This window comes from Citrobacter sp. MGH110, from assembly GCF_001037515.1.
Lineage (GTDB): Bacteria > Pseudomonadota > Gammaproteobacteria > Enterobacterales > Enterobacteriaceae > Citrobacter > Citrobacter portucalensis.
The window spans coordinates 1,506,871-1,530,123 of sequence record NZ_KQ089830.1 but is presented as its reverse complement, the minus strand read 5'-3'; the positions used below and the strand labels follow the sequence as shown (position 1 = coordinate 1,530,123).

The 23,253-nt window shown below is 48.3% G+C and carries 20 protein-coding genes, 1 other RNA gene and 1 pseudogene; 7 read left to right on the top strand and 15 right to left on the bottom strand.

The features are described from left to right. Positions 1–42 precede the first annotated feature (42 nt). Positions 43–2,421, top strand: coding sequence for a phosphoenolpyruvate synthase (gene ppsA, locus SK38_RS07240; RefSeq protein ID WP_003832604.1), 2,379 nt, complete (start codon positions 43–45; stop codon positions 2,419–2,421). Positions 2,422–2,488: 67 nt separating this feature from the next. Here ppsA and fadK read toward each other — a convergent pair whose 3' ends face one another. The 5 genes from fadK to SK38_RS07215 all read right to left on the bottom strand — a co-directional run bounded on the left by fadK (position 2,489) and on the right by SK38_RS07215 (position 7,567). Continuing rightward, positions 2,489–4,126, bottom strand: coding sequence for a medium-chain fatty-acid--CoA ligase (fadK, locus tag SK38_RS07235; RefSeq protein ID WP_048235500.1), 1,638 nt, complete (start codon positions 4,124–4,126; stop codon positions 2,489–2,491). Positions 4,127–4,208: 82 nt separating this feature from the next. Next, entirely contained in the window at positions 4,209–4,502 is a 294-nt protein-coding gene (locus SK38_RS07230) for a ferredoxin family protein (RefSeq protein WP_003832609.1), read from the bottom strand. Then, on the bottom strand, positions 4,499–5,788 hold the full coding sequence (locus SK38_RS07225; protein ID WP_048226734.1) for an FAD-dependent oxidoreductase: 1,290 nt from the start codon (positions 5,786–5,788) through the stop codon (positions 4,499–4,501). The genes SK38_RS07230 and SK38_RS07225 overlap by 4 nt, the downstream gene beginning before the upstream one ends. A gap of 57 nt (positions 5,789–5,845) precedes the next feature. Next, entirely contained in the window at positions 5,846–6,781 is a 936-nt protein-coding gene (locus SK38_RS07220; RefSeq protein WP_048235499.1) for an electron transfer flavoprotein subunit alpha, read from the bottom strand. Between the two features lie 21 nt (positions 6,782–6,802). Then, positions 6,803–7,567 (bottom strand): electron transfer flavoprotein, encoded by a 765-nt coding sequence (locus tag SK38_RS07215; protein ID WP_048235498.1) that lies wholly within the window; start codon positions 7,565–7,567, stop codon positions 6,803–6,805. Positions 7,568–8,073: 506 nt separating this feature from the next. Here SK38_RS07215 and SK38_RS07210 point away from each other — a divergent pair. Then, a complete protein-coding gene (locus SK38_RS07210) occupies positions 8,074–8,964 on the top strand; it encodes an AraC family transcriptional regulator (protein ID WP_032943176.1) in 891 nt (296 codons plus the stop codon). Between the two features lie 54 nt (positions 8,965–9,018). On the opposite strand, the gene SK38_RS07205 is transcribed toward SK38_RS07210, so the two are convergent. The 7 genes from SK38_RS07205 to SK38_RS07175 all read right to left on the bottom strand — a co-directional run bounded on the left by SK38_RS07205 (position 9,019) and on the right by SK38_RS07175 (position 16,719). After that, complete coding sequence (locus SK38_RS07205; RefSeq protein ID WP_003832619.1) at positions 9,019–10,170, bottom strand: acyl-CoA dehydrogenase; 1,152 nt, start codon at positions 10,168–10,170, stop codon at positions 9,019–9,021. A gap of 13 nt (positions 10,171–10,183) precedes the next feature. Continuing rightward, positions 10,184–11,779: an acyl CoA:acetate/3-ketoacid CoA transferase gene (locus tag SK38_RS07200; RefSeq protein WP_048235497.1), complete on the bottom strand. Its 1,596-nt coding sequence runs from the start codon at positions 11,777–11,779 to the stop codon at positions 10,184–10,186. Between the two features lie 155 nt (positions 11,780–11,934). After that, positions 11,935–12,693, bottom strand: a complete 759-nt coding sequence (gene aroD / locus SK38_RS07195; RefSeq protein ID WP_048235496.1) for a type I 3-dehydroquinate dehydratase — start codon at positions 12,691–12,693, stop codon at positions 11,935–11,937. A 36-nt stretch (positions 12,694–12,729) separates the two neighbouring features. Continuing rightward, on the bottom strand, positions 12,730–13,596 hold the full coding sequence (gene ydiB / locus SK38_RS07190; RefSeq protein WP_003836604.1) for a quinate/shikimate dehydrogenase: 867 nt from the start codon (positions 13,594–13,596) through the stop codon (positions 12,730–12,732). A gap of 21 nt (positions 13,597–13,617) precedes the next feature. Then, positions 13,618–14,853, bottom strand: coding sequence for an MFS transporter (locus SK38_RS07185; RefSeq protein WP_032943180.1), 1,236 nt, complete (start codon positions 14,851–14,853; stop codon positions 13,618–13,620). Positions 14,854–15,093: 240 nt separating this feature from the next. Beyond that, positions 15,094–16,314: an MFS transporter gene (locus SK38_RS07180; protein ID WP_048235495.1), complete on the bottom strand. Its 1,221-nt coding sequence runs from the start codon at positions 16,312–16,314 to the stop codon at positions 15,094–15,096. 48 nt (positions 16,315–16,362) lie between these two features. Beyond that, positions 16,363–16,719: a YdiL family protein gene (locus tag SK38_RS07175; protein ID WP_048235494.1), complete on the bottom strand. Its 357-nt coding sequence runs from the start codon at positions 16,717–16,719 to the stop codon at positions 16,363–16,365. Positions 16,720–17,843: 1,124 nt separating this feature from the next. Here SK38_RS07175 and SK38_RS07170 point away from each other — a divergent pair. The 5 genes from SK38_RS07170 to SK38_RS07155 all read left to right on the top strand — a co-directional run bounded on the left by SK38_RS07170 (position 17,844) and on the right by SK38_RS07155 (position 20,427). Continuing rightward, a complete protein-coding gene (locus tag SK38_RS07170) occupies positions 17,844–18,098 on the top strand; it encodes a hypothetical protein (RefSeq protein ID WP_048235493.1) in 255 nt (84 codons plus the stop codon). Positions 18,099–18,345: 247 nt separating this feature from the next. Further along, complete coding sequence (locus SK38_RS07165; protein WP_048235492.1) at positions 18,346–18,774, top strand: hypothetical protein; 429 nt, start codon at positions 18,346–18,348, stop codon at positions 18,772–18,774. 173 nt (positions 18,775–18,947) lie between these two features. Continuing rightward, entirely contained in the window at positions 18,948–19,406 is a 459-nt protein-coding gene (locus tag SK38_RS24925) for a hypothetical protein (RefSeq protein WP_156183246.1), read from the top strand. A gap of 168 nt (positions 19,407–19,574) precedes the next feature. Continuing rightward, the gene (locus SK38_RS07160) at positions 19,575–20,054 is read left to right on the top strand and encodes a hypothetical protein (RefSeq protein ID WP_048235491.1); all 480 of its coding nucleotides are present in this window, start codon (positions 19,575–19,577) and stop codon (positions 20,052–20,054) included. A 1-nt stretch (position 20,055) separates the two neighbouring features. Beyond that, positions 20,056–20,427 carry a hypothetical protein gene (locus SK38_RS07155; protein WP_048235490.1) on the top strand — a complete coding sequence of 124 codons (372 nt, stop codon included), beginning with the start codon at positions 20,056–20,058 and terminating at the stop codon, positions 20,425–20,427. A 156-nt stretch (positions 20,428–20,583) separates the two neighbouring features. On the opposite strand, the pseudogene SK38_RS24690 reads toward SK38_RS07155, so the two are convergent. The 3 genes and pseudogenes from SK38_RS24690 to ydiK all read right to left on the bottom strand — a co-directional run bounded on the left by SK38_RS24690 (position 20,584) and on the right by ydiK (position 23,189). After that, positions 20,584–21,684 (bottom strand): annotated as a pseudogene (locus tag SK38_RS24690) (IS3 family transposase). A 104-nt stretch (positions 21,685–21,788) separates the two neighbouring features. Next, positions 21,789–21,896: antisense sRNA RprA (gene rprA, locus SK38_RS23745), an RNA gene on the bottom strand. A gap of 183 nt (positions 21,897–22,079) precedes the next feature. Next, positions 22,080–23,189, bottom strand: a complete 1,110-nt coding sequence (gene ydiK, locus SK38_RS07135) for an AI-2E family transporter YdiK (RefSeq protein ID WP_003832632.1) — start codon at positions 23,187–23,189, stop codon at positions 22,080–22,082. Between the last annotated feature and the right edge of the window lie 64 nt (positions 23,190–23,253).

The window sequence follows — 23,253 nt, the reverse complement described above, 5'->3', positions numbered from 1 at the left end:
AAATTGAGTTTCCTAACCTCGTTCATATATAAGGATTGTTCGATGTCCAACAATGGCTCGTCACCGCTGGTGCTTTGGTATAACCAACTCGGCATGAATGATGTAGACAGAGTTGGAGGCAAAAATGCCTCCCTGGGTGAAATGATTACTAACCTTTCAGGTATGGGTGTTTCCGTACCGAATGGTTTTGCAACGACCGCCGATGCGTTTAACCAGTTTCTGGACCAGAGCGGTGTAAACCAGCGCATTTATGAGCTGCTGGATAAAACGGATATCGACGATGTCACTGAGCTTGCGAAAGCCGGGGCACAGATCCGCCAGTGGATTATCGACACTCCTTTCCAGCCCGAGCTGGAAAATGCCGTCCGCGATGCCTACGCGCAGCTGTCAGCGGACGATGCCAATGCCTCTTTTGCCGTGCGTTCTTCCGCTACCGCAGAAGATATGCCAGATGCGTCATTTGCCGGTCAGCAGGAAACCTTCCTCAACGTCCAGGGATTTGATGCCGTACTGGTTGCCATCAAACACGTATTTGCCTCGCTGTTTAACGACCGCGCGATCTCTTATCGTGTTCACCAGGGCTATGACCACCGTGGCGTCGCACTTTCTGCTGGCGTTCAGCGGATGGTGCGTTCTGACCTCGCGTCCTCAGGCGTAATGTTCTCCATCGATACCGAATCCGGTTTCGACCAGGTTGTCTTTATCACGTCCGCCTGGGGCTTGGGCGAAATGGTCGTGCAGGGCGCCGTTAACCCGGATGAATTCTACGTGCACAAACCGACCCTGGCGGCTAACCGTCCGGCGATCGTCCGTCGCACAATGGGATCGAAAAAAATCCGCATGATTTACGCGCCGACCCAGGAACACGGTAAGCAGGTGACCATTGAAGATGTCCCGCAGGAACAACGCGACATTTTCTCCCTGACTAACGAAGAAGTGCAGGAACTGGCCAAGCAAGCGGTGCAGATCGAGAAGCACTACGGTCGTCCAATGGACATCGAATGGGCGAAAGACGGTCATACCGGCAAGCTGTTCATTGTTCAGGCGCGTCCGGAAACCGTGCGCTCTCGCGGTCAGGTGATGGAGCGTTATACGCTGCATGCTCAGGGTAAAATTATTGCTGAAGGTCGCGCCATCGGCCACCGCATTGGCGCGGGTCCGGTCAAAGTCATTCATGACATCAGCGAAATGAACCGCATCGAACCAGGCGACGTACTGGTTACCGACATGACCGACCCGGACTGGGAACCGATCATGAAGAAAGCGGCAGCAATTGTCACTAACCGTGGCGGTCGTACCTGTCACGCGGCAATCATTGCCCGTGAACTGGGGATCCCGGCCGTGGTGGGCTGTGGCGATGCGACCGAGCGCATGAAAGATGGTGAGAAGGTAACTGTCTCCTGTGCCGAAGGCGATACCGGTTATGTTTACGCTGACATGCTCGACTTTAGCGTGAAGAGTTCCAGCGTGGAGACCATGCCGGATCTGCCGTTGAAGGTGATGATGAACGTCGGTAACCCGGACCGGGCTTTCGACTTCGCCTGTCTGCCAAACGAAGGCGTCGGCCTGGCGCGTCTGGAATTTATCATCAACCGCATGATTGGCGTACACCCGCGTGCGCTGCTGGAGTTCGATGACCAGACGCCTGAGCTGCAAAATGAAATCCGCGCCATGATGAAAGGTTTCGATTCTCCGCGTGAATTCTATGTCGGTCGTCTGACGGAAGGGATCGCGACGCTGGGTGCGGCGTTTTATCCAAAACGCGTCATCGTGCGTATGTCGGACTTTAAGTCCAACGAATATGCCAACCTGGTCGGCGGTGAGCGTTATGAACCGCATGAAGAGAACCCGATGCTGGGCTTCCGTGGGGCGGGCCGTTATGTTGCCGACAGCTTCCGCGACTGCTTCGCGCTGGAATGCGACGCAGTAAAACGTGTCCGTAACGACATGGGCCTGACTAACGTTGAAGTGATGGTACCGTTTGTACGTACCGTTGCCCAGGCGAAAGCGGTGGTGGAAGAGCTGGCACGCCAGGGGCTGAAACGCGGCGAGAACGGACTGAAGATCATCATGATGTGTGAGATCCCGTCTAACGCCTTGCTGGCCGAGCAGTTCCTCGAGTACTTCGACGGCTTCTCCATCGGCTCAAACGACATGACGCAGCTGGCGCTGGGTCTGGATCGTGACTCTGGTGTGGTTTCTGAACTGTTTGATGAGCGTAACGACGCGGTGAAAGCGCTGCTGTCGATGGCGATTCGTGCTGCCAAGAAACAGGGTAAATACGTGGGTATTTGCGGCCAGGGACCTTCTGACCACGAAGACTTCGCGGCCTGGCTGATGGAAGAGGGGATCGACAGTCTGTCGCTGAACCCGGACACCGTCGTACAAACCTGGCTGAGTCTGGCTGAACTGAACAAGTAATATCATGCCTTATCCGGCCTATTCAACGTAGGCCGGATAAGATGCGTGAGCATCGCCATCCGGCGCTTTATCCTGTAATACTCTCCACGCTCAAACGCTGAATAATATCCTGACGAAGCTGGTATTTTTGTACTTTACCTGACGCCGTGCGCGGTAATTTCTCCACGATCACAATGTGCTCAGGGTATTTGTACTTTGCCACCCGCTTGCGGCTAAAAAATGCCACCACTGATTCCAGCGACAACGAATGATGCGGAGGTTTTAGAACCACGTAAGCACACGACCTTTCACCTAACCGTTCGTCCGGCATCGCGACAACACAGGCATCGTGAATGCGAGGATGCTGCAATAAAATATCCTCAACTTCGCGGCTGCTGATGTTTTCTCCACCGCGGACAATGATATCTTTTTTCCGTCCGGTGATTTTGATGTACCCCGCATCGTCCATTCGGCATAAGTCGCCGCTGTAATACCAGCCGTCTTGATCCAGCGCGCGGGCGGTGAGTTCGGGTTCATCGAGGTAGCCCATAAACACATTGGGACCACGCGAAGCTTCTTCACCTTCTACCCCCGCGGGCAACGTATTGCGTGCTTCGTCGACCACTTTAATTTCGACGCCTGCAGCAGCATATCCGTCGGTATTCATCATGCGAGAAAGCGAATCATCGAGATTGACCAGCGCATGCGGTGAACTCTCTGTCGAGCCATAAATGCTTAATAATTTTATGCCGAGCTGCTGGCAGTCACGGGCAATCTTCTGTGGAATGGTTGTGCCCCCACATAAGAAAAAGCGTAGCGATGAGAGATCGCGTGGTCGTTTTTCCATGCTACACAACATGTCGTAGACGAAGGGCGTTGCGCCGAGCACACAGGTACAGCGTTGTTGCTCCAGCAGTTCAAGACAGGCGGTTGGGGTGAAAATATCTAACAATACGCTGCGTGCGCCGATTAAAAACGGTGCAGTAACGCCATGCAGAAAACCGGTAGCGTGTCCCAGTGGTGCGGGCGTCAAAAACACATCCTGCCAGGTGAGATTGAGGCGGGCACAGTAGGCGCGCTCGCTGGCAAGGATGTTGTTGTGGGTCAGCATTACGCCTTTTGGCATTCCCTCGGTACCGGAGGTAAACAACACCGCCGCCAGTTCATCGGCGTGAACATTAGTCGTCTGGGTTAAAGGCGGAGCTAAAAGCAGTTGACTGAGCGCCAGCGAGGTAGTTGCCGGAGCCAGTTTATCCACGGCAACGATCTGTTGCAGATGCGGCAACTGGTTTTGTAAGGGGAGGATCAGATCGACCGGTCGGGTCTGTTTAAACAGCGTCGGTGCGAAAAAAATCTTCGCTTTGCACTTATTTAGCACCCATACCAGCTCGGCTTCACGCCACGCTGGCAGCAGCGGTACGGAAACGGCCCCGGTTTTCAGGCAGGCCAGGTAGATAATCGTAAACTCGCACCAGCCCGGTAACTGGAAGGCAATGCGATCGCCGGGTTGAATACCGCAGGCTAAAAACCAGGTTGCCAGACTGCTGGCCGCGCTGTCGAGTGCGGCATAGGTGTATGAAGCGCCATGGTTATCAACCACGGCGATTTTATCTGGCATGGCTCTGGCAGTTTGGTTCCAGTAATCGCCAAGCGAAGCATCTCCCCATAAACCCTGTTGCCGCCAGACTTCGCGGCGTTCGGCGTTAAACGTTAGTGTGATACTCATGAAGTTATTCCCAGGATGATTTCGGCATACATCTGACCGGATGGCCGGCGTGGCCGATCCGGTGTACTACAGGCAAAATCCATTAGCCGTAGCGAAAATCAACGCCAAATGTTCCGACCGGATATTCCCATTGGTCGAGGATTGTGTCGCCGCACAGTACTCGACACGTTCCGCACTCCAGGCAACCAGCAGAATCAAAATGAATGTTTCCACTCTCGTCCTGCTTATACAGCCCGGCGGGGCAGGCTTTCAGCAGCTTGCGAAATTCATTAAGGTCTGGATGTTCGGCCAGGATGATGTGCGGGTGGCCTTCATCGACATTGAATTTATTGACGCCCAGTTTGACGTCAACGTTAACGGTATTGTCCTGATTCATAGTGCAGTTGCCCCCTTGATACCGTCTTTCAGTAAGTTCATCAGCCCGATTTGTTTTGCGTGGGACATAATCATCTTGCGAACCGGTTGATTTGGACGTCCGTCAACGGTGAACATATCGCTCATGATGTCGGCCACCATACGCGGATACTGAGTGAACAGCCGTGGGTTTTCCATTAACGCCGGGATCTTGCGAAAATGCTGTAAATCACGCATCACACAGCCCTGTTCGAGCGCGCGCTTGTAGCCCATCAGGCTACTGGCAGAGAAATCCTGGCGTTCTTTTGCTGCAATAGCTGTTTGGGCAGCGGCTTCTGCGGAAGCGATGGCCAAATCCATACCTCGCACCGTGAAACCCAGGTTCAAACAGAAACCGGCGGCATCGCCCACGATCATCACACCGTCATCGACCAACTTTGGAACCATTGCCAGACCGCCTTCCGGCACCATATGCGCGGAATATTCCAGTAGTTCTCCACCGGCAATCAATGGCCGAATAGTTGGATGTTGTTTAAAGTCTTCCAGCATTTGTGGAATGCTTTTTGTGGCATGGGCAATATCCCCCAGACCACACACCAGACCCAGAGAGATGGAGTCCTGGTTGGTATACAAAAATCCGCCTCCCATCAACCCATCAGACGGTGAGCCTGCAAACAGCCAGGCCGCGCCTTCATTACCTGAAAGATTGAAGCGATCTGCAATGACCGCTGGAGGTAAGCCGATCAGCTCTTTTACGCCAACGGCATAGTGATGTGCAGAAGAGGGCGGAACCATCCCCAGGGAACGCCCCAGCATAGAGTTGACGCCATCGGCAAGGATGACAATATTGGCTTCCAGGATATCGTCACCGGCCTGAACTCCGGTAACCTTATTACCTTCGCGGATCAGGGCATCGACGCGCACGCCGGGGATGAACTGCACGCCAGCTTGTTCCGCCTTATCCATTAGCCATGGGTCAAGTCTGTTGCGCAAAACGGTATACGAATCCTGCGTTGGTGCGTCAGCTTTTTCACGATGGAAATCGAGAGTGACGGCGCTTTCTTCGGTCAGAAAGGAGATTTTTTCGCGGGTGACTTTACGCTCGAGCGGCGCTTCCTGCGCGAACCCCGGCATGATGCGCTCAAGACTATGTGCATAGAGTCTTCCGCCGGTCATATTTTTACTACCAGCACTGTTACCGCGCTCGATGACCAGTACGTCCAGTCCGGCCTGAGCCATCACGTAGCCTGCAACCGTACCCGCCACGCCAGCACCGACCACAATGGCATCAAATTTTTCATCTGACATGCTTTATGCTCCCTTCCCGCTGCGAGGGCAGCGGGATATGTGCGTTAAATGTGGGGGTTAGCGGCTGAGATGCTCGATAAGAGCCGGAACGACTTTGTAGATGTCGCCGACCAGTCCGTAATCGGCATAATTGAAAATAGGGGCTTTCTTATCTTTGTTGATGGCAACAATGACTTTCGCGCCGTTACCGCCAACCATATGCTGAATTTGTCCTGAAATGCCGAGGGTGAGGTAAAGGTCCGATTTCAGTAACACGCCAGAAACGCCGATGTAGCGTTCGCGTTCCATCCAGTTTTCGCCTTCGGCAATCGGTCGTGAACAACCCACTTCTGCACCCAGTACAGATGCCAACTGGTGCACCATCTCCAGATCGTTTTGCGCAACCAGGCCGCGGCCCACACCCACCACACGTTTGGCTTTGCTGAGATCCACGCTGCTCACGGATTTGGCGCGACGTTCCTGGCACATAATTTCATGGTGTGGTGCGATGTAAGGTGCAGAGACAACAGGGCAGGTATGTGAAGCATTAGCCTCTACCGGTTCAAGTACGCCTGGGGCAAGGGTGATAATTGCCTGAGTTGTTTTGATTTTTTCTTTGCCGAATGCCAGGCCACCGTACATACGGTGTTCTGCGAACAGTGAGCCATCATCAAGCGTTACCGACGTGGCGTCATTTACCATCGCTGCATTGAGCTGAATACTTAACCGCGCACCAAGGGATTTAGCGCGTTTAGTCGCTGGCATCAGCAATAGTCCGGTATGTTCTTGTATCAGGGCGGCGATGGTCTCGGCGAAATTTTCAACACGCTGTAAACCAGACGTTGTTTCAAGCACGACAATCTTATCGGCACCCAGAGGTTTAACCTGATTGGCCTGTTCGTTGCCTTGTACAATAAGGTGTACCTGTTCACCCCACAGGCGTGCGCCGGCCATTAATTCTGCATAGCGTTCTACGTTATCGCTGAACACCCATACGTTAGCTAATTTACTCATGATAATTTCTCTCCGTTGGGCTTAGTTCAGGGCTTTTTTCAGATGCTCAGCCAGCTCGGCGATGGCTTCTGCTGAGTCGTTTTCCAGAATGATGTGCTTACGTTCTGTTTGTGGCGGAACGGTGAGGCTCACCAGTTCTGCTAACGGTGAGGCAGGTGTCCAGCCAATATCGCTGGCTTGCCACGGTGTGACCGGTTTTTTACCTGCGCCCAGAATGGCTTTCATCGAGGGAATACGCGGCGTGTTGATATCCGAGGTTACGCACAGCACGGCGGGGAGCGGCAGTTCAATCACTTCAACTTCGTCTTCCAGCGTACGTTCAACCACAATGCGATCGCCGTTACGTTGGATGTTGCTGACGGCGTTAATCACCGGAAGTTGTAAGAGTTCGCCAACCAGTAAGCCAACCTGCTGGGCGTAGATGTCTCCAGACCCTTCGCCGAACAGCATCAGGTCGAATTCAATGTTTTTGGCCGCGCAGGCCAGCGCCTGAGCCGTGTCTCGCGGTAATGAATGCTCCAGTTGGGGATCCTGCACCATAAACAAACTGTCCGGCCCGCGGGACAGTACGTCTTTACGCACTTTGGAGTTTTGCAGTAGCGAGCCGCCAACCGTTAAGGCGACGATTTCATCACCTTCCGCACTAAGTTGCGTCGCGGCCTCTATTGCATTCAAATCAAACTGACTGATTTTGGCATCGGCCCGGTCAAAGTTAAGCGAACGTTCTGGGGTAACAACAATGTCCTGTTCTTCAGGCACCAACTTAAAGCAGGTTATTAGTTTCATGGCATCTCCAGTGATTCTCGTGTGGATGATGACGGGGAGTGACATCATCAACAGTAGGGAAAATTGACTGAAAATAGTGTGCGGCAGAGGGGGACTGTTTTCGACGGGGCAATCTGTTTTCATTCCCAACAATCTTGCAAAAAAAAGGACTTTAGGAATGCTGAGTTTATGAACGTAAAGACGACGTCGGGTGTTAAAGTGATAAATATGGAAATAAAATCGAGACGTTTTTTTGAGAAATGGATCATATTTTTATCCGTTTCTGCATGCACTTTGTTTCTGGTGTGTAAATTATTATTGCTGACTTAATAACATTTACACTTTCCTGTTATTTTAAAATAAAAACAATTTGTGCGAGCAGCGTGCTGAAGTTGGAGGTGTCATCTTGCAGACGACGCAAATAATTTTGTTTCGCCTGGACAGAATAACGTTGTATAACGTCTTCATCGTTTTTACTTTTCGATATTAATTATCCGCAAAATTACTGCCTTTCGGTGGAGGTTGTCATGTATCAACGCTGTTTTGATAATGCCATGGAGACCCTTTTTGAACAGGGAAAAACCCCGAGATTTTCGCGATTCGTCATCAGTGATGATCCTAACTGGGAGTCGGGTCATCATGTTCATGACAATGAAACAGAGCTTATCTATGTAAAAAAAGGTGTCGCAAGGCTAATTATCGACTCTTCGCTGTATGTCGCACATGCGGGTGACATCGTAGTGATAGAACAAGGGCGGTTACATGCGGTTGCTTCCGATAGCAGCGCACCTGCAACCACTTACACCTGTGCGCTCTACGGCTTTCGTTTCAACGACTGGCAGGAGAACCAACTCTTGCAGATGCACTCGTGTCCGGTTATTAGCGTTAGCCAGGGCAAAGAGGTTATTAAAAGTATCTTTAATGAACTGAGTGTTATGATCCCGCAGAGCAAGAATAACCTGACGTCTTCCGCTTATGACGCCTTCGCTTATGCATTAACCGTTTTATATTACGAAAACTTTAAAAATGCTTATCGTTCTGAGCAGGGATATATTAAAAAAGATATCTTAATTAAAGATGTGTTGGTTTATTTAAATAACAATTTCCGAGAGAAAATTACGCTGGAACAGTTGTCTAAGAAATTTCGTGCCAGCGTGAGCTATATCTGTCACGAGTTTACTAAGGAGTATCGTATTTCGCCGATTAATTATGTGATTCAGCGGCGAATGACAGAGGCAAAATTTGCCCTGACGAATACGGAGTCCTCGTTGGCAGAAATTTCCTGGCGGGTAGGGTATGAAAATGTCGATCACTTTGCCAAACTCTTTCAGCGGCATGTGGGTTGTACCCCCAGCGATTATCGTAAGCAGTTTAAAAATAACCTTGTAGAACAGGAATGTTTGATGCCAGAAATATGATTAACCTGGCTCGTGCCGGATAACGCATTTGCGCTATCCGGCAAGCATTACTGCTTACTTATTCTGATAATCTTTCAGGATTTGGCGACCCGCGACGTAAATCATGATTTCATCTGTACCACCGCCAATGCGTTCACAGCGGACATCACGCCAGAAGCGGGAAACGCGTGCTTCGTCGGTGTAACCCAGCCCACCCATAATCTGAATGGCGTCATCAATCACTTCCATTGCAGTACGTGCACAATACAGTTTTGCCAGCGCTGCACTGGTGCGCAGAGACTGTTCCTGATCGGCCTGCCAGGCGACTTTTAACACCATATTGCGCATGTTATCGATTTTAATCGCCATCAGCGCCAGTTTTTCCTGGATCATCTGATTGTGACCAATTGGCTTACCGAATGCGATGCGCTGGTTGGCGTAACGGGCGGCATCTTCGAAGGCGCATTCAGCAAAACCGGTACTGCGTGCAGCGTTGATCAAACGTTCCATTTCGAAGTTGTACATGACGTTGAGGAAACCCATGCCTTCCTCTCCGACCATATCGCTTTCGTCCACTTCGACGTCATCAAGATAAACTTCGCAGGTGCTGAGCATATGCCAGCCGATTTTGTGCAGCGGATTAACCTTAATGCCGGGTTTTTTCGAATCGACCCACCACAGCGTAAAGGCTTTTTTCGGATCTTTTGGCTCTGGATCGCGGGCCAGTACCAGCATATAGGGATACTCTTTCGCGCCGGTGATAAAGGTTTTCTGCCCGTTGAGATAGACCTTACCGTTTTTGCGAGTGTAGCTGGTGGTCGCGCTGTTGTTGTCGGAGCCAGCTCCCGGTTCGGTTAATGCTAGCGCATACGCTGGATCGCCCGTTTCCATGGTGCTTTCTGCGGTCTTACGCAGCTGTTCAGCGGATCCAAAACGACGCATACTGTGAATGCACTGACCGTTAGTGATCAAAAAAGCGGGTGCGCCGCATTTTGAAACTTCCATCAGTGCCAGCATCTGTGTGACGTAATCCGCCGGGATGCCACCAAACTCTTCCGGAACGCCCAGCATCGAAATACCGTTGTCCGCCAGGGCACGCATAAACTCTTTCGGGTAGGTCGCCGTCTGATCGCAGGTACGGAAATATTCTTCCGGGAAATTGCTGGTAATCAGTTCTCGAATACTGGCAAGCAGCAGTTCTTGTTCTTCAGTTAAAGAAAAGTCCATCAGGGTACTCCTTTTAATTGGCGGCGTCGGGTAATACAAAACCCATCGAGGCATCGATAAATAATCTTTCGTCCATCAGCTTCAGATTTGGCGAAATAATTGGCGTGAAATCCATCTTGTCCAGAATGTCTTCCTGTAAAGAGACTCCCGGTGCAATTTCGATTAAATGAAGACCATCTGCTTTTAACGTAAAGACAGCGCGTTCAGTGATGTAACGCACATCAAGTCCACGTTCGAGAGCAATTTTTCCGCTGAAAGTCACTTCAGGTAATTCGTTGACGAATTTTTTCACCCGACCTTCCTGCACGATATTTAACTTGCCATCGGCAACTTCCGTTTTCAGACTTCCGGCAGTTAACGTGCCGCAGAAAATAATTTTTTTGGAGGTGGCGCTAATATCGATAAAACCGCCGGTACCCATGATTTTGCCATTGAATTTGTGTACGCCGACGTTGCCGTGGCGATCGACTTCGGCAAAACTTAAATAGCACACGTCCAGTCCACCACCGTGATAGAAGTCAAACTGGGAGGTCATATCCAGAATGGCGCGGGTGTTGACGTTGGCGCCGAAAGCAATACCTTGAGAGGTGATGCCGCCAATCGGACCCGTTTCGACTGTCAGAATAAAATCGTCAGCACAGCCTTCTTCGCGCGCGACGAGGCCAATGCCATCGGCAATGCCTACACCAACGTTGCCGACCGCACCTTTGCGCATTTCAAACAGGGCGCGTCTGGCCACCAGTTTACGCTGATTGAGCGGCAGGGCAGTCTGTTGGCTGTCATCGAGAACAAAATCGCCAGAGATAAAGCGGTTAACCGGCGCGCCACCATACAGTTGCGTTTGGTCGGGGTCGATGACCACAATATCGACCAGATAGCCGGGAATACGCACCGATTTCGGATGCAACGTGGCTTTCTTCACCATCTTTTGCACCTGCATCATAACGATGCCACCGTTATTGTGTACGGACTGAGCAATCACCAGCGCATCAAGATACATCACCTCATCTTCAAAGGTGGCGTAGCCTTCACTGTCGCAAGTGGTGGCGCGAATAAAGGCGATGTTTGGCGCAATGGCTTTGTAATACAGGTACTCTTTGTTATCAATTTCCACCAATTTGATCAGATCTTCGGTGGTCACTTCATTCAGCTTACCGCCCTGTTGGCGAGGGTCAACAAATGTACCGATGCCGATATCACTCAGGATCCCCGGCTGGTGAGCCGCCGATGCACGCAGGGTTTGGGTTAATACGCCCTGAGGATAGTTATAGGCGGCAATTTTATTTTGTTCAGCCAGATCGGAGATTCGCGGTGATTGTCCCCAGTGTCCGCATAATGCCCATTTGACTAAACCTTCCTGTGCCAGTGGGCTAATTCCCCGGTCGGCACGGTCACCCAAACCTGTAGGACTAATCAACGCTAAATTTCGCGGTAACTGTGAGTTTTTATATTTTTCAGCCAGTGCATTAATTAATGTTGTTGCTTCGAGAATACCCCCTCCAGCACCTAATACACAAAGCGTTGCTTCATCAGGAATATAATTGACTGCATCTGCAGCGGATAATACGGGTACCCGACCATCTATACGATTTGGCCTTGAAAATTTCATGTGAACTCCAGATTATATGCGTGCGACTACCTGTCGCTATATTCGACAATAATATTGTGAGTTATTTAATAACGCTTAATTACCGGCCAGATATCCGTGGTTAGACGAATATCTGGGCTAGGGCATTACTGATATTTATATGGATATATCTGTAATTAAGCCTGATGCAATATTGTCAATACAGTACGCAGGTCGGTGACCGAAATTTGTCCTGGTGCGGAGGCTTTTTTTACTGCCCCAAAGGTTGCCGCTGAACCGAAAACCTCACCAGACAGACGTGAAATCACCCCTGTTTTAGCCATCGACATGGTGATTATCGGGCGATCGGCATAGCGTTCTTGCATTTCCAGCGTGGCACTAAGCAGCGTCAGAACATCCGTTTTATTTTGCGGCATCAAGGCAATCTTCGGGATATCTGCACCAAGTTCCTGCATTTTACGCAGGCGCTGGACAATCTCTTCCGCGGCTGGTGTCTTATGAAAATCGTGATTGGACATAATCACAAAGACATTTTTCGCATGCGCATGCTCGACGGTCGCTTTGACCAGTTCGTCACCGGTAAACAGTTCCAGATCGATCATATCCACCAGACTGCTGTCTACCGCCGCGCGGTTAAGTGCAATATAGTGCTCGACAGACAGAGCCTGTTCACCGCCTTCTTTGGCGCTACGGAAGGTGAAAAGCAGTGGTTTGTCAGCCATCACATCGCGGATGGTGCGCGCAGCTTCCAACACCGCCTCAATGGAAGAGACATCGGCGAAATGGTCTACGCGCCATTCCAGAATGTCGAAATCCGCTTCGCGATAGGCCAGCGCTTCGCTTTTTACCGTGGCGATGTCTTTACCCATCAGCGAGACAATGATCTTCGGCGCACCCTCGCCAATAACGAGGTTTTTTACGGTTACGGTTTTCATTGATTACCCTTTAACTATTGTACAAATGCTTGCCCGTCAGGCGGCAAAACCCATAACCTGTTTCACATACTCCAGTGGGAAATCTTTCCCGGTCCAGAGCTTGAACTGTTCAGCCCCTTGCCACAACAACATGCCGTAACCATCAATTGTTTTGCAACCAGCACTTTGTGCCTGCTGCAATAATTTGGTCATATGCGGGTTGTAGACGCATTCGGTTACCAGCAGTTCCGGACGCAGCAGGGAAGCGTCGGTCACGAGAGATTCATTTTCCAGCGGCTTCATGCCGACTTTAGTGCCGTTGGTCAAAATATCTGCGCTGGCAAGTGCGTCAGCAAAAGCCTGGCGATCGGCGAGATCGATAACGGTGACCACGCAGTCGGTGTTTTCATTGACGCGTTTGGCAAACTCCTGCGCTTTGGCAAAAAACTCATCCTGGCGGTTAAAGAGTTTAATTTCTTTGATGCCTTCAATCGCTGCCTGTGCACCAATAGCCGTCGACGCACCGCCTGCGCCCAACAGTACCATGGTTTTACCTTTGATATCGAAACCACTTTCCTTAATTGCACGAATATGGCCCGTGCCATCGGTATTGTAACCGCGCAGGTAACCATCATCATTGACGATAGTGTTAATTGCGCCGACCAGCTTGGCTGCAGGCGTTAATTCATCAACATACTCACATGCCAGCTGCTTGTTGGGCATTGAGACCCCGGTACCCCGCATCTTTAAGGCCTTCAGCCCGGCAATGGCATTAGCAAACGTTGAGTTATCAACTTCAAATGCCATGTAAGTGAATGGCAATCCCGCTTTTTCTAATGCCTTATTTTGCATTTCAGGCGACAGACTGTGTCTGATAGGGTAGGCCATCAAACCAATCAGTTCATATTTTGCAGTTACGTCCATTTAATACTCCTTCTAAACAATTTATTGAAAATAACGCTCGCCCAACCGCACATCATTTTTGGGGATATCAAATACGCGGTAGTAACGAATAAAGACGATGATGGCGGTGACAAAAGCCAACAGAGCAAATGCAAGGTCCAGCAAAATAATGTATTGCAGACCAATGTTAGAGAGGTATCCGGTGATTAATGGGATAATAAAGTTGGCTACGCCACCCATCATCATATAAATACTGGTGACTTTGGCCTTGCTCTTGGGAAAGAACTCTGACATCACCGATACACCGAGCTGTAAAATACCGCCAGCGGCAGAGAATCCAATGAGAAATGAACCGGCGTTACATACCAGCGGAGATGGGTATAAATAGATCACGGCTGCGGTGATGGTTGCCAGTCCGGCGTTAAATACGTTTGCCCAAATAGGTCGTACCCATTTTTTCAACAGTGCGGCAAAGATAAATACGCAGACCAACGAACCCATACTGTAGTAAGAGATTGTTTTCAGTGCGTCGGATTCTGCCATGCCAGCAAAGGCCATCGCATATTTCGGCATCCAGACCACGATGACGTAAAAAGTCGAAAAGGCAGCAACACCAAACATGACGGATGCCACACCTTCCAGCCAGACCAATGGTTTACTGTTCATCTGTGGCAGATCTTTCGCGATGCCGGCATCCACCATCTGGCTGGGGAAACGACTTTTTAGCAGCATCAGGGTAATGACTACAAACAACGCACCCGGGATAATGACCGCATAACCGTACCAGATATGGTTGAGCAGCATGGTGCTGACGACGATGGGGTAGATCATCTGCCCAAACGAGACCATAGCTTTCACCAGGATAACGGCTGAGCCAGAGGCTTTAGGGAAGCATTCCATTAACGCCGGGTACCCACCGGTATCCAGTGCCGAGTTTGCCACGCCAACGCAAACGGCCAGAATAAAGGCAATCATCAGATTAGGGCTGGCGGGAATACCGAAGAAGAACAGTATATAAAGAATAGCCCCTAACAGAATGATAGCCCGACGACCAAATTTATCTGAGAGCACGCCAAAGAATAATATGCTCACCAGTCGTCCCAGACCAATGCCTGAAATCAAATAGGCAATTCCTGCATTGTCGGTGGAAAACTTTTCTGCAAGAGAGGTCATATTTTGCGCCAGTGTAATGACGCTAATGCCGTGTAGGAAATAACTTAAATAAATACAGGTTATCGCCAAAAGAAATGGCGTATTAAAGGTCTTGCTTTGAGACATTTTCACAACTCCTTGCGGATTTTAAAATTGTTCTGTGCTCGTCGATATTGTTTAAATTGCGGCGACCTTGTAATTAATATACCGGGCAGCAGCCACAGAGCCTACATAGCATGGCGTTTAAGTTACCAGGTATATTGCATAACACACTGTGAAATTGAACTCTGCCAGCCGGTGTTTTGTTGATGTTTTAAAACATATGCCAATTATTTTGCAGAAGGGGGGAACAATATTGCATCCACGCTATTCTACGGCTTGTATCATTTTTAGCTGATGCTTTGACGCGATGTGGCTGCGATAACCAATAAACAACGCCAACAGGAACCCAACAGCGGCTATACCAGTATCAAACCACATGATGTGAGCAATACTGGTTTCTGAGAGTTTTGCTGTTATCAATGGAATGGTGAAGGTCGCAATGCTGCCCGCGCTGTAGTAAATCCCGGTCGCTTTGCCCTTCGCATGCGGAAAGCGTGCGGCCATGAGCGTTAAACCGATTTGCACAACGCCCCCAGCGGAAGAAAAACCGATGACAAACGCAAAGATAATGACCACGTAGGGTGTCGGATGCAGACAAACCATCAGCAGTGCGACAAATGAGATAAACGTATACAGCATCAGCATCGATGTCGCGCGTTCTGCTTTTCGCGCCAGCGGGGCGGTGATCAGCACGCACAGTAGAGAGCCGCAGGTATAAATGCTTAACAGTTTGATAGATAACGTATAGGACATTCCTGCGACAAACTGTCCGTATTGCGCCAGCCACTGGCTTACCAGGTAAAATGTTGCCATTGCGATGTAGCCGTATAGGGTGTAACTGGCAAGGTCGAGCAGGGAGCAACGATGTTCAGGTTGTGCGGTTTCTCGTTCAGCAGGTTGTGCCAGGATGACGGTATGAGGCCCGGGGTGTGGCGGAAACCGACAGCGAAACAAAAACACGCCGTTGAGTATCATAACGGCAGCCGCCAGCAGGAAGGACCAGCCAAACCAAAGTTCGCTCCACACCAGCAGGCTGATGATCATCGGCAGCAGGAACTGACCGCTGGAGACGAAGGCTTTTATCAAAATATTGGCTGTGCTGGGGGAACGGGGGAATGCCTCCATCAGGCTGGGATAGGTTCCGGCATCGAGAAAACTGTTTGCCATTCCTGCTAAAAAACCAAAAGCATAGGCAAGAAAAATACTGTGAGTATTGATGATGCCAATAAAGAAAATCAGGTAGCAGGTCATACCAAGGATAATAAATGGTCTGCGACCGTAGCGATCGGAAAGCATCCCTGCCACTAATAAAACGCTTAAGCGGCCGATACCGAGTGAGGAAATAACAATCGAGACGCCCGCAGCATTGGTTTGCCACTGTTGTTCCAGCGAAGACATATTGAGGCTCATCAGAATGACCCCCATGCCGTGCACCAGGTAATTTAGGTACAGCCCTATCGCAGTGGAGAAATAGGTGTTTTTCATAATGAGTTACTCAGCGAAGAGGCTAAATAGGTATGGCGTTGCAATCTCTTAACACATACGCTCGAGATCGTGAGCATAGAGTTCAACAGCAGCCGACTGATAGATTTTCCAGTCGAGAAAACCATCGTGGTGATAAACCGCCTGAAAAGCGTTCAGATCGGGGAAAAAACGCATGGTGTTATTACCGATACGATTATTTATTTTGTCGATAATTGCATTAATTCTTAACTTCCTCCTTGCTTTCATTTCTGAACAAATGCGGATGATGTCTTCTGGAATTTCTCTTTCACCCTTTTCCCATTGCTGCCAGGCGGCAACATTGTTATCGCGCGCGATATAACTGGCGCTTTCTTCCACCGTCATAGCAAAAATATGGCGGATCGCCTGTAGTTCTAATGCGTTCATTATTTGGTCACTTCATAAAAGACGGTGGAATAGTAATAACATTGCTGTGGATATTTCGGCTTGAAGAGAGTCACAGTATTTTGTGCAATATTATTTGTTGTACGCCGAAGGAAGAGGGGGTGTGTTGCCCGGAAAGGCTGGAGGATTGGTTGTGTGAAGGAAAAAAAAGCCCACAGTGGGAAATGGGTAACCAGAGATAACGAGGCTTACAGTGAAAATCTAGAGATCATGAGGCTTAGCTATGAACACAAAAATTGCACACTTGCAGCACTCCGTAAAGAAAGGATACTTGTGGCGTCAACGGCACGGCAAAAACACGATAGAGATTGCCTTTCAAACGACAGAGCCTGCGAAGGCAACAGCACGTTGTGCAATGTTAACAATCCGCTTCCTTCAACTGCACCCTAAGCGTGTCTATCAATAACCCACCCAATTCTACCCTTTGTTTTTACACTACTTAGAATCTCTTACAGAATGTCATAGTAAGAACAGGGTTTGTCGGTTCGGATGTGTAGTTTACCCCCATCTACATACATCCTTATGTGGCAAGAGCTAGAACTATCAACTAATACACATCCATGTATTACTTGTGTATTACAAGTTGTTATCCGTTATTAACCATCACTACAGCTCTGTTAATAGCCTGTGCAATGAGCCGTTAGCTAAAGAGCCGTGTGCAATGATTGCAGTGTTTCTACTTTGCATGCTTACTTTTACCCATAATGATTAAGTGAGTGATGTTTATTTCTTTCTTTCAGTGTCCAGTGCAAAAGCACTGTAAGCACTTGCACGATAAGGGTTTTCTGCTAATTTTCCTTAATAATTGTGTAGCTATAGTGACTATTATTAAGTGCTGTTCTATCGCGCAATTAGCAATAATTACACTGAATAATGCAAAGCATCCTTACATATTATTTGTATGTTAAACACCGTAACACATACCGATTCTAACCGTATGTATTTAAACGGTATTTTCGAGTAACAAATAATGGTCAGGGAATAATAATGCATCACCACTTAATGTATTTGTGCTGTTCTTTTTAGTGCCTATATTGACCCCTGCAGCCTGTAAGAGCTTAATGCGACTCCCCAATCATGGGGGGGTTAATACAGAGGTAAATAAAATGTTCAAGGCAATATCTAAGGTTTTATCTGTTGTTATTATTTTGATGGATAATGATTCTACACGCATCGCTCCAGAAAAGCTTTCTGTGTATGCCAGCCTTATTAATCAGTGTGGCGATGATATAGATGAGCAATGCGTAGCTGCTTATGAAATAGCTAAGGATGTAAGCATTTTGCGTTTAAATGATATGTCTCAATCTGATTTTATGGGAAGGGTGTTTTCATCTTTTTCTGAAATTGACAGGCAAGCTTAATAACTAATATTGGGGCTATTTATATGTAGCCCCTTCAATGTACTTAATGTGAGGAAAGTGTAATGACCAATAAAACAGAGTTGATTAACAAGCAGCCAATCTTAAAACTCTTGGCAACTGGAGGGCGTGGGTTTGGTTAGAGAATCAGCCAGCACCAAAGCCAGCTACTACAAGTGCAGCGTTTAGGGATAAAGATGTTTCTGTTCCTGCTGAGCAGCGTGCAGCTGAGGCTGCAAAGCTAAAGCCTTTGCTTGATGAAGGGAAAATTACCATTAATGACATAGTAAAGGCTGTGGAAGATATAGGTGGAAAAGTTGCCTATGCACAGCTACAGAACTGGTTAGGGCTGAAAGCTGCTAAGACAACTAAACAGGCTGCTCCTGTGGCTGTTAAGCAGAGTGAAGAAGTGTTCACCATTAGCAAGGGTGAGCGTTATTTCTATGATGCTCTGTTAAAGATGGTTAGCCCTGCTGATGTTGCAAATGCTAAGAGTCTTGTACTTGCACGATTCAAGCAAGAGCAGATGGAGCAGATAGAGCGAGAAGCAGAGGAGCAGATGAAAGCTCTTAATCTTGATGATTGGTTAGGGGCAATGGAAGGTCAGCAGGTTGACACGCTCAAGCAGGGCGTTCAGGACGTTTTAGATAAGCTGGATAGTGCAGAAGCTAGGGGGTAAGCCTTAGCCCGTTACAGAGCGATAGAGAGCGTTATAGATGGTGTTGCTGGTGGGGGTTCTCAATAGAACCCTGGCTATTGTAGTTGGCTTTGATGAATGGCTAGAGGAATTGAGGCATAGACGCTAATTTCTTTGAGCTTTAATTATTCTATCTATTCAGTTGTGAGTTAATTATGAAGAAAAATATTGTAATGGGGCTAATTGTGTTGGCTCTTTGTGGGTGTGATTCTAAAGAAACTATTAATACAGCCATTTGTACGGGGACTGAACACAAAAGCCCAACTACATCAACACCTGATTCTTTAACGCTTAATATGCGTAATTATCCAGAGTCTGTAGGTGTTGATGGTGAGAGGCTTACTCAATCATCAGTAGAAAGTGATTTTTTCACTAATACTTTTTTCTTTGGTAAATTTAGTGATGATAGGAGTCTTTTTATGTCTGTAGTTATCACTGAAAATAAACATCCACTATTAGAGTTGCCATATGGTTTATGGGTGTTTAGAGATAGCCCTGATGGTATCAAAACAGCCTTTACTATGTTTTGGAATGAGTTAACAAGCGATTTTTCTGCTCTTGTAAACGATGTGGGACACAGTGATTCTGATGTGACTTGTAATAAATTAAATTGATATTGAATTGTTATAGTGAGTGTCTTTTTATTATTGTTTCTTTGCTGGTTAGGGCTTAGTGCTCTATGGGGAAGTTTCTTCCTTATAGGGCATTATTTAGTATTAATAATTCAATGCAGAGTTATCTGTTTACTGCATCACACTGAAATTATTCAGGGAAATGATTAAATGAACTTAAATAAAGTAGTGGCTGCTTTACTTATTACTTCCTCTCTGTCTGCCTGCTGTACCATTATGGATGGCAAGAGTCAGAAGGTGCAAATCAAAACTAATGCACCAGCAATGTACACCATAAAGAACGATGATGGGGAACAGGTAGCGCAAGGCGTAGCCCCTGCGACGGTGACGCTAAAGCGTGGTGATGCTCCATATGTGGTTACTTTGCAGCGTACAGATGCATCACAGCCCACTACAGGCACTATCAACGATAATCTGAATGGTTGGCTATGGGGGAACCTAATAACGCCTCTTGGTTTGATTCTGGACTTTGCACAGGGTAGTGCATGGGATTTGGACAAGGACATAACCATCAATACTATGGCAGATGTTAACAACCCAAATGCTAATGCTCTGAACACTCCGCATGTAGCAACTAATACAGCTAATCCAATTGTAATTAACAATACTGTTAACAATAAGCAGGGATGATATGGCTAATATCTTTAAGAAGTATTTTGTAGGTGATTCTGTGCGGATTAATCCACTGTATGAAATATTAGGACAGGGTGTGCACATTTTACACTTTAGCTTAGGTGGAAATAACACTTTATCTTCTATGGTTTGTGAGTGTGTCTCTAATACAGATTGCAGGTTGAACTATGGGGATGATGTGTTAACTCTTGTAGATTCCACTGACTTTAATGTCATACCTGACAGGCATCTAAGATTTAAAAACACTGCTGGTAAAATGGTTAGGTTGTTCTTTCCTGCAATAAATGGTCAGAATAAGACATGTGTAATAAAAATGAATAAAATTGATTATCCAGCAATGATAGATAAACCTTGCTACGCTGAGGATTAATCGCTGAGAGAATAGGTGGTGTTACTTAGGAGGGGATAGAGAGTTTTCTATTCCCTTTTCTTTTTTCAGCGTTCAGGTGTAGCCTGTATTGTACATTTCAATTTCTAACTCGCTTTATTCTTTTAATATAATAATGGTTATGTAAATAGACCCGTTTTAGTTCCAGGCATTTTTTGAGATCCCGGCCAAATGAATGTGTTGCCGATATTCCTCCGGCGTCATATTGTTCAGTGATTTATGCGGGCGTTCACGGTTATATTCTGACACCCATCTTTCCGTGATTTCCCGCACTTCATTCAGCGTTCTGAACAGATAAAAATCGAGTATTTCTGTACGGTATGTTCGGTTAAAACGCTCAATAAAAGCGTTCTGCGTCGGCTTACCCGGCTGAATAAATTCCAGTTTTACTGCATGTTGCTCTGCCCATTCAGCCAGTGCAAGTGAGATAAATTCCGGACCATTATCCATGCGTAGCATGACCGGATAGCCGCGATCCTGTCGAGTACACGGACCACGCGCAAAGCTGGCAGATTCAGATCGACTTCAATCGACAATGCCTCACGGTTAAAGTCATCAACGTCATTGAACGTGCGAAAACGACGGCCACAGACCAGAGCATCAGGCATAAAATCGACAGACCAGCTCTGGTTCAGCGCTTCCGGTGTGGCCAGTGGCGAGGGATTACGCACCGGCAACCGTTGTTTGCCTTTACGGCGAAAATTCAGCTTCAGCAGACAATAAATACGATGGATCCTTTTGTGATTCCACGGGTATCCCTGCCGCCGCAGAACCTGGAAAAGTTTTGGAAAACCGTACCGTGGGTATCGCTCTGCCACTGCCTGCAACGCGACAATAACGGGTTCGTCACGCGTGGTATCCGGATGGTAATGGTAAACCGTTCTGCTCATGTTCAGACTCCGGCAGGCCTGACGGATACTGAGTCCAAATATCGTTATCAGATGAGTGGCCAGCTCACGCTTAAAGGCTGGTTTTAAAGCTTTTTTCGATAACGTCTTTCAGCGCCCGGTTCTCAAGGCTCAGGTCGGCAAACATCTGTTTGAGACGCCGATTCTCGTCCTCAAGATCCTTGATCTTTTTAATTTCAGAAGCCTCCATGCCGCCGTATCTGGACTTCCAGTTGTAGTAGGTGGCTTCAGAGATATCGGCCTCCCGGCAGACATCTTTAACGGTTCGTCCGGCTTCAACCGATTTAATTACGGCAATGATCTGATGCTCAGTAAAACGGGCTTTACGCATAGCGATCTCCTTTGTTGGCAGAGTGATTATGCAGGAGGATCTCTAAATGTGAATGGCGCGATTATGCGGGATACTTACAATTGCACGACATCCCTGATTTTAAACGAAAAAAAAGCCCAACGTGGGAGTTGGGCAAAGACTACACACAGCAATTCGTTGTTTCACTCAGGGGATTTCCATGCTTATAAATCAATGTGTTGATCTAAAGCCATGTGCTAATAGTAGGCATCGTGATTTTTTACGTCGATCAGATTCATCTCAATAGTTTAAAAACTGTAAAGAATTTGCGACACAAATGATTATTTAAAGAAGGGCGAGGTTGGGTCTAATCCCGAAAGAGGGAGGATTGATTAGTATTGTTAAACAATCAGGCGGCGCTGCCGCCTGATGTTGGATTACTTATTGCGTTCGATTTCAGCAATTTCTTCGAGGATTTCATCCGGATTGGTACCTGGCGCAGGGGCTTCGTTTACCCAGGCGGAGAACAGACGCCAGGAAACGGCCAGCACTACTGGACCGATAAACAGACCAATCATGCCGAAGGCAATCAGTCCGCCGATGACCCCGGAGAGAATCAGGATCAGTGGCAAATCGGCACCCATACGAATCAGCATCGGTCGAATAACGTTATCTAGCGTTCCGACTACGCCGCTCCAGACCAGCAGAACCGTGCCCCAGGTTGAATCACCCGTCCAGTACAGCCAGATAATGGCCGGAATCAGCACCGGCAACGGCCCCAGTTGCACCAGACAAGACAGGATCATCAATACCGCCAGCAGTGTGGCGTAAGGCACGCCGGTTACCGCCAGACCAATTCCCCCGAGCACTGCCTGCACCAGAGCGGTGACCACAACGCCCAATGCGACGGCGCGAATGGCTTGCGCGGCCAGCAGAATGGCAGCATCGCCACGTTTTGAGGCAAGACGGCAAGCGAAGTGACGAATACCTAATGCGACCTGTTCACCGCGCCAGTACAACAGGGCGCTGAACAGCAGCATCAGACCACAGTGCATCATAAAGCGGCCGATATGCGCGGCCTGACCGACAAACCAGGTGGTGGTGGTACCGATATAAGGACGAACCTTGGCCATAATGGCCGAACCGCCCATATCCAGTAAACTGTGCCATGCGCCATACATTTTGGCACCCACCAGTGGAATGCTGTTCAACCAAGCCAGATCCGGTAGCGTCATATCACCTGCGGTTACGGCATGGATCAGCGGCCCGCTGCCATCGACGATACTGTTAACCAGCAGCGCGATAGGGATGATGAACAACAGCACTAACAACAGTGTCATCACCAGTACGGCAAGTGAACGACGTCCCCAGAGCAATTTTTGTAAGCGTAGCAGGATAGGCCAGGTCGCAATGACAATCGTACCTGCCCAGGCAAAACCGAGGATAAAGGGCTGAACAATCCAGAGACAGGCCACAATCAGGATGGCTAAAAACAGCACCGATAGCAGCACTTGTGCAATATCCCTGGGCTGACGGAAATTTACCATAAATACTTTTCACCTTTGTCTTTGCGCCAGAACGTTGACGCGACGTGAACACGTTAATCACACT

What these genes read in the sequence shown, in the direction of transcription:
- ppsA (WP_003832604.1), top strand. Translation starts at nt 43, where the DNA reads ATGTCCAACAATGGCTCGTCACCGCTGGTGCTTTGGTATAACCAACTC.
- fadK (WP_048235500.1), bottom strand. Translation starts at nt 4,126, where the DNA reads ATGAGTATCACACTAACGTTTAACGCCGAACGCCGCGAAGTCTGGCGG.
- SK38_RS07230 (WP_003832609.1), bottom strand. Translation starts at nt 4,502, where the DNA reads ATGAATCAGGACAATACCGTTAACGTTGACGTCAAACTGGGCGTCAAT.
- SK38_RS07225 (WP_048226734.1), bottom strand. Translation starts at nt 5,788, where the DNA reads ATGTCAGATGAAAAATTTGATGCCATTGTGGTCGGTGCTGGCGTGGCG.
- SK38_RS07220 (WP_048235499.1), bottom strand. Translation starts at nt 6,781, where the DNA reads ATGAGTAAATTAGCTAACGTATGGGTGTTCAGCGATAACGTAGAACGC.
- SK38_RS07215 (WP_048235498.1), bottom strand. Translation starts at nt 7,567, where the DNA reads ATGAAACTAATAACCTGCTTTAAGTTGGTGCCTGAAGAACAGGACATT.
- SK38_RS07210 (WP_032943176.1), top strand. Translation starts at nt 8,074, where the DNA reads ATGTATCAACGCTGTTTTGATAATGCCATGGAGACCCTTTTTGAACAG.
- SK38_RS07205 (WP_003832619.1), bottom strand. Translation starts at nt 10,170, where the DNA reads ATGGACTTTTCTTTAACTGAAGAACAAGAACTGCTGCTTGCCAGTATT.
- SK38_RS07200 (WP_048235497.1), bottom strand. Translation starts at nt 11,779, where the DNA reads ATGAAATTTTCAAGGCCAAATCGTATAGATGGTCGGGTACCCGTATTA.
- aroD (WP_048235496.1), bottom strand. Translation starts at nt 12,693, where the DNA reads ATGAAAACCGTAACCGTAAAAAACCTCGTTATTGGCGAGGGTGCGCCG.
- ydiB (WP_003836604.1), bottom strand. Translation starts at nt 13,596, where the DNA reads ATGGACGTAACTGCAAAATATGAACTGATTGGTTTGATGGCCTACCCT.
- SK38_RS07185 (WP_032943180.1), bottom strand. Translation starts at nt 14,853, where the DNA reads ATGTCTCAAAGCAAGACCTTTAATACGCCATTTCTTTTGGCGATAACC.
- SK38_RS07180 (WP_048235495.1), bottom strand. Translation starts at nt 16,314, where the DNA reads ATGAAAAACACCTATTTCTCCACTGCGATAGGGCTGTACCTAAATTAC.
- SK38_RS07175 (WP_048235494.1), bottom strand. Translation starts at nt 16,719, where the DNA reads ATGAACGCATTAGAACTACAGGCGATCCGCCATATTTTTGCTATGACG.
- SK38_RS07170 (WP_048235493.1), top strand. Translation starts at nt 17,844, where the DNA reads ATGTTCAAGGCAATATCTAAGGTTTTATCTGTTGTTATTATTTTGATG.
- SK38_RS24925 (WP_156183246.1), top strand. Translation starts at nt 18,948, where the DNA reads ATGAAGAAAAATATTGTAATGGGGCTAATTGTGTTGGCTCTTTGTGGG.
- SK38_RS07160 (WP_048235491.1), top strand. Translation starts at nt 19,575, where the DNA reads ATGAACTTAAATAAAGTAGTGGCTGCTTTACTTATTACTTCCTCTCTG.
- SK38_RS07155 (WP_048235490.1), top strand. Translation starts at nt 20,056, where the DNA reads ATGGCTAATATCTTTAAGAAGTATTTTGTAGGTGATTCTGTGCGGATT.
- ydiK (WP_003832632.1), bottom strand. Translation starts at nt 23,189, where the DNA reads ATGGTAAATTTCCGTCAGCCCAGGGATATTGCACAAGTGCTGCTATCG.